This is a genomic window from Mycobacterium sp. WUMAC-067, from assembly GCF_020217485.1.
In the GTDB taxonomy this organism is placed as follows: Bacteria; Actinomycetota; Actinomycetes; order Mycobacteriales; family Mycobacteriaceae; genus Mycobacterium.
The window spans coordinates 1-4,465 of the sequence record NZ_JAEKMI010000111.1 but is presented as its reverse complement, the minus strand read 5'-3'; the positions used below and the strand labels follow the sequence as shown (position 1 = coordinate 4,465).

Genomic DNA, 4,465 nt, shown 5'->3' with positions numbered 1-4,465 from the left:
CGACGAATCAGCGGCCAGGTGCAGGCCCGGGCTGTCTTGATTCTCGGGATAGCCCATCGGAAGGATGAACATCTGCAAGTCCGGAACGTCGGTGCCCGTCCGCACTCCGCTGTCGACGAAGCCCACGGCCTCGAACAGGGTGTGCGCCAGATATGTCGACCGCGGACGCACGCATTCGCGGACCGCCGCTCCGGCGAAACTCAGTGGCGATGAACTTCGCCCGCCGGGCGCCCGGTAGCACATCGGCACGAACAGATGATCGTGCAGGTTGTCACCGACGGGCAGGTCGACGATCACCTCGATCCCATGCTCGCGTAGGTGGGCTGCACGGCCAATGCCGGAGAGCATCAGAAGTCGCGGCGTACCGAGTGACCCGGCGCTGACGATCACTTCGCGGTGCGCGCGCACCGTACCCATCGGTCGCCGGTTGCGGCCCGTGACCAACTCCACTCCCACCGCCCGGCCATTTTCCACTATCACCCGGGTCGCGGTTGCGCCGGTGAGCACCCGCAGATTCGGCGGTGCATCCCATAGGTATCCACGATCGGTGCCCACTCTCCGACCGGCGCTGGCGCTCTGCTGTAGGGGTGCCACCCCGGCCTGCTGCGCACCGTTGTAGTCGTGGTTCATCCCGACTCCGGCGGTCGCCGCCAGCGCGACCATGTAGCTTTCGGTGACACTCGCCAGGCCCGTGGCCCGTTCCACCACAATTGGGCCATCTCCGCCACGCAGATCACTGGGACCGTCCTCGAAACTCTCCAGCCGTCGGAAGGACGGCAGCACCTCGGCGAACCCCCAGCCCTTCGCCCCGTCGGCCGCCCAGTCGTCGTAGTTCTGCCGGTTTCCGCGTACAAACGCCATCCCGTTGATCACGCTGTCGCCACCGAGTATCCGACCGTGAGACTGGGGAAGCCTGCGGCCCTTCATATGTCGTTGCGGGACGCTATACGCGGGCCAGGTGACCAACCGCTGCAAGACCGTGGCCGCGTGAATAGCCCCACACATGCCCGGGACCGTGACCAGCGGGCCGCGCCGCTGGCGTCCCGACTCGATCAGGGTGACCGCGGCGCCGGTGTCGGCCAGGCGCCGGGCAATGATCGCCCCTGCACTACCGGACCCCACAACGACGTAGTCGGCTGGCTCCGGCGCGGAGGGATCCTTCGTCGCCCGTGCTCGCTTCATCCCAGGCCTCCGTTGACACCCTCGACTTAATTTCATAATCTGAAGTATCTGCTGACGCTAACATAGTTGGCCCACGGAGAGGTGCCATCATGTGATCCTCGCTTAGACCTCACACCGCCCTCGCCCTCGATCGCCACCCAGGCACCGTCGCGGGAGCACCATTCCCGCTGTTGGCCACGGAGTCGTAGGGCGTATCGGATACCGTGTTTTCCCCCGATGCATCGCGAAACATTTTCTGCAACAGAGAGTTTGATGACTCCCCCAAGGGGCATGACCTACCTCGGATTACTGGATGGCCAATAGACTGGCCTGGGGCGTCACGTGATGAAACGCACGATGAGCTGGCCTTTGGCGAGGTGCCGGGCGGGGGATCGGTATTCGCGCTTGGTCGGAGCGTGCCGAGGTCAACAAGCTGCCGCAAGAACTGTAATGACAACAGTATGGTGATCGGTAATGACGTCTGTCAGCCAATCGTGAGCTGGCATGCCGACCGCATCGAAGGCCGGACCGAGAACGAGGTTAGCGCTGACCGAAGGGGCCGACGGGACAGTTTCAGACGGCGTAGAGCTGCGATGATGCGCTCTGCGACGTCGGCCTCGAACGAATCGTCGCGGTCACGGTTTCTCTTTCCAGATATAGTTTGACGGCTTTACTGTTTGGTGTACGGTAAGCCCAACCGCTGCGCTCGATGGCAGCCTGGCCTGTCGCGCGACGAGGAGTTGATGGGGGTACGGTGCTGCAGGAAAGGGGTCGACGCCGTGCGGCTCGGGTCGCTGCGGTAATTGCCGCTGCGATGCTGTCAGCCTATTGCGCTTTTACGTACTTGGCCTACAGCGATGCATTCACTGACGTCGCAATGGTTACCGTCATTGCGCCGCGAGCGGGTCTGGTCATGGAACGTGACGCAAAGGTCAAGTATTTGGGTGTTCAGGTCGGCAGGGTGACGGGCATCCGATATGACGGGGAACACGCCGAGCTCACCCTTGCCGTTCGCCGCGACCAGCTTGCGTTCATCCCTTCGAATTCGACGGTCCGCATCGCCAGCACAACAGTATTCGGCGCAAAGTCGGTGGAGTTTCTTGAACCCGCCCACCCCTCGGCCGGAGGAGTGGTGGCTGCGGGAGCGCGATTCACCGCGGGCGCAGTGGCGGTAGAAGTCAATTCGTTGTTCGAGACGCTACTCAACACTCTCCACAAGATTGACCCCGTGGCGCTGAATGCGACGCTGGCGGCACTCAGTGAGGGATTGCGCGACAACGGAAACAACCTAGGCGCATTGACCGCCGACCTGAATTCCCTTTTGGCCAAGGTCAATCCGCGATTGGGCGCGCTGCAATCCGATCTTGATCGCGCGGCTCAAACTGCCGACATCTATGCCGACGCCGCACCCGATCTCGTCACGATGCTCGAGAACGTGCCCACGATCAGCAACATCATCGCGCGCCAGCAAAAAGACCTCACGGAGTCGCTTTTGGCGGCCGCGGGGGTGGCCAGTGAGGGCGAGCAGACATTGGCACCGGCTGCCGACTCGTACATCGCTGCGATACAGCGCCTTCGGGCACCGCTAAAAGTTCTCCACGACTACTCACCGGAGTACGGCTGTCTGCTCACCGCGTTGTCCGACGCGGTGAGACGATTCGGACCCTATCTCGGGGTCACGAAAGCGTCCCTTTTTGTCAGCGCGGCAGTGCTTCCCGGCGCGCCGAGCTACACCTATCCCGAAAGCTTGCCGATCGTCAATGCTTCCGGCGGCCCCAACTGTCGTGGGCTGCCCGACTTGCCGACTAAGCAAGGCAGCGGCTCTTGGTACAAGACACCGTTTTTGGTGACCGATAACGCCTACGTTCCGTATCAGCCCAACACCGAGGTGCAGATCGACGCACCTTCAACGCTGCAGTTCCTCTTCCACGGTTCCTTCGCAGAGCGTGACGACTACTGATGATGGACACGCGGCATCTGAAAGCAAAAGTGGCGATCTTCGTCGTAGCGATGTTGCTTGTTCTCGGCTTTCTCATAGTCACTTTCGGCCAATTCAGATTTTCTTCGACGGAAGAATATCGAGCCGATTTTACGTCGATATCACGGTTAGCGACCGGCCAGGACGTGCGTATTTCGGGGATCGTTGTCGGCAGCGTGAAATCAATCGAACTACACGACCGCTATGTCAGCGTAACTTTTGATGTCGACAAACGCTATCAACTTTTCACGTCTACCCGTGCGATGGTCCGTTACCAAGATTTGGTGGGTAATCGTTATCTTGAGATCGCGGCTGGCCCGGGCGATCTCAGGAAATTACCTCCCGGGGGCACTATTCGACGTGAAAACACCGAACCGGCTCTGGATCTGGATGCGTTGCTCGGGGGACTGAAACCCGTCCTCAAAGGACTCGACGCACACAAGGTGAACGAGATCAGCAACACTATTCTCGCCGTGCTGCAGGGTAAAGGCGGAACGCTTGCCGACCTGCTGTCCAGTACCAGCTCTTTCACCCAAAACCTCGCGGCGCGCGATCAATTGGTCGGTGAGGTCATCGACAATCTGAATCAGGTGCTCGGCACCGTGGACTCCAAATCTAGCCAGCTAGATGCCGGCGTCGACCAGCTTCAGAAGTTGGTGGGCACTCTCGCTGCGGGGCGAGAGCCTATCGCGGGAGCCATCGGGCCCTTGGCATCGGCAGAAACCGACCTAACCGAGATGCTGTCCGGCTCTCGGCGGCCGCTGCAGGCCGTCATCAAGGAATTGGGTCCGTTGTCCACCGAGCTTGATAGGCGCAAAAAAGACATTGACGAGGCGCTAGACCCGTTGCCGGAAGACTTCAAGCGATTGACCTCGCTGGGCGCCTACGGATCTTTCTTCAGCTTCTATTACTGCTCGCTCAAAATCAAGATCAACGGTCCCGCGGGCAGCGACATCATTATTCCTGCCGGTGGTCCTCCCGACCCGAGCAAAGGGAGATGTGCTTTTGCTAAATGAAAATTGGGGCAACCGCGATCCGTTGCGCACGGGCACGATAGGCGTCACGATGATTGTCTGCGTGCTGCTCATCTCGATCGGGTATGGGCAACTTCCGTTATGGCCGCGCGGCAAAAACTGCGACGCATATTTCACCAATGCTGCGGGTATCAAGCAAGGTGACGACGTGCAAATCATGGGCTATGTCGTTGGACACGTCACCTCGATCGAGTTGGCACACCGCTTGGCCCGTGTCGGCTTCAACCTGGATCGCAAGGTGCGACTTGGTGATCAATCGGTCGTGTCCATCAAGGCTGACTCGGTACTAGGT

General features: G+C 60.5%; 4 protein-coding genes. 3 read left to right on the top strand and 1 reads right to left on the bottom strand.

The genetic code is table 11. The features are described 5' to 3' along the window. Positions 1-1,182: GMC family oxidoreductase (locus JF781_RS27430; protein ID WP_225341343.1), on the bottom strand; the 1,182-nt coding region annotated here is incomplete at its 3' end. Between the two features lie 688 nt (positions 1,183-1,870). On the opposite strand from JF781_RS27430, the gene JF781_RS27425 reads away from it, so the two are divergent. The 3 genes from JF781_RS27425 to JF781_RS27415 form a co-directional block, all read left to right on the top strand. Beyond that, entirely contained in the window at positions 1,871-3,121 is a 1,251-nt protein-coding gene (locus JF781_RS27425; protein ID WP_374109797.1) for an MCE family protein, read from the top strand. A gap of 2 nt (positions 3,122-3,123) precedes the next feature. Next, positions 3,124-4,155 (top strand): MCE family protein, encoded by a 1,032-nt coding sequence (locus JF781_RS27420; protein ID WP_225330611.1) that lies wholly within the window; start codon positions 3,124-3,126, stop codon positions 4,153-4,155. Then, positions 4,139-4,465 (top strand): MlaD family protein (locus tag JF781_RS27415; RefSeq protein ID WP_225330608.1); only part of this gene is annotated, 327 nt, incomplete at its 3' end. The genes JF781_RS27420 and JF781_RS27415, both read left to right, overlap by 17 nt.

Excerpts from the sequence above, each read along its gene's own strand:
- JF781_RS27425 (WP_374109797.1), top strand. The coding sequence starts at position 1,871 with ATGGCAGCCTGGCCTGTCGCGCGACGAGGAGTTGATGGGGGTACGGTG.
- JF781_RS27420 (WP_225330611.1), top strand. The coding sequence starts at position 3,124 with ATGGACACGCGGCATCTGAAAGCAAAAGTGGCGATCTTCGTCGTAGCG.